The sequence below is a fragment of the Priestia sp. AB genome (genome assembly GCF_028369225.1).
Classification (GTDB): Bacteria; Bacillota; Bacilli; order Bacillales; family Bacillaceae_H; genus Priestia; species Priestia megaterium.
In genome coordinates this window covers 1-743 of sequence record NZ_JAQMYN010000056.1, presented here as the reverse complement: position 1 = coordinate 743, position 743 = coordinate 1, and the positions used below count along the sequence as shown (strand labels likewise).

The window sequence follows — 743 nt, the reverse complement described above, 5'->3', positions numbered from 1 at the left end:
CCATCAGCAAATAATGTAATACCTGTTACATAGCTTGCTTGTGATGATGCTAAGAATGCTGCAACTGCTGCTACTTCTTCTGGTTTACCGATGTAACCCATTGGAATCATGCTTTCTACGTCTGCACGTTGTTCTGGATCTGCAAATTTCTCTGCGTTAATTGGTGTGTTCATCGCACCTGGTCCAATGTTATTTACGCGGATACCTTTTGGCGCATATTCAAGAGCCAATGTTTCCGTCATTAGTTTCATACCGCCTTTACTTGCTGCATAGTGAACAAATAATGGCCAAGGAATCATTTCGTGAACGCTGGACATGTTAATAACGTTTCCTTTAATGTCGTTTTCAACGAAATATTTAATTGCTTCACGGCTTCCTAAGAATGCACCTGTTAAGTTTGTATCAATAACTTTGTTCCAGTTGTCTAAAGATAGCTCATGAGAAGGAACTGGGTTTTCAACACCAGCGTTATTAATCATAACGTCTAATGTACCGAATTCTTTAATAGCTGTTTGAACAAGGTTTACAACGTCTTCTTCTTTTGTTACGTCGCCTTGAACGATGATTGCTTGTCCGCCTGCTTCTTCTACTTCTTTTTTCGCATCTAAAGCTTCTTCTTCATTGTTGTAATAGTTAATAACAACTTTTGCTTCTTCTTGACCGAAACGAACAGCCATTGCGCGTCCTAAACCTGTTGATCCACCTGTAATTACAACTACTTTATCTTTTAAATCTGTATACAT

1 protein-coding gene is annotated in these 743 nt (G+C 38.6%); it reads right to left on the bottom strand.

The features are described 5' to 3' along the window. A partial coding sequence (locus POF52_RS30925; RefSeq protein WP_271998183.1) for an SDR family oxidoreductase occupies window positions 1–743 on the bottom strand: 743 nt, incomplete at both ends.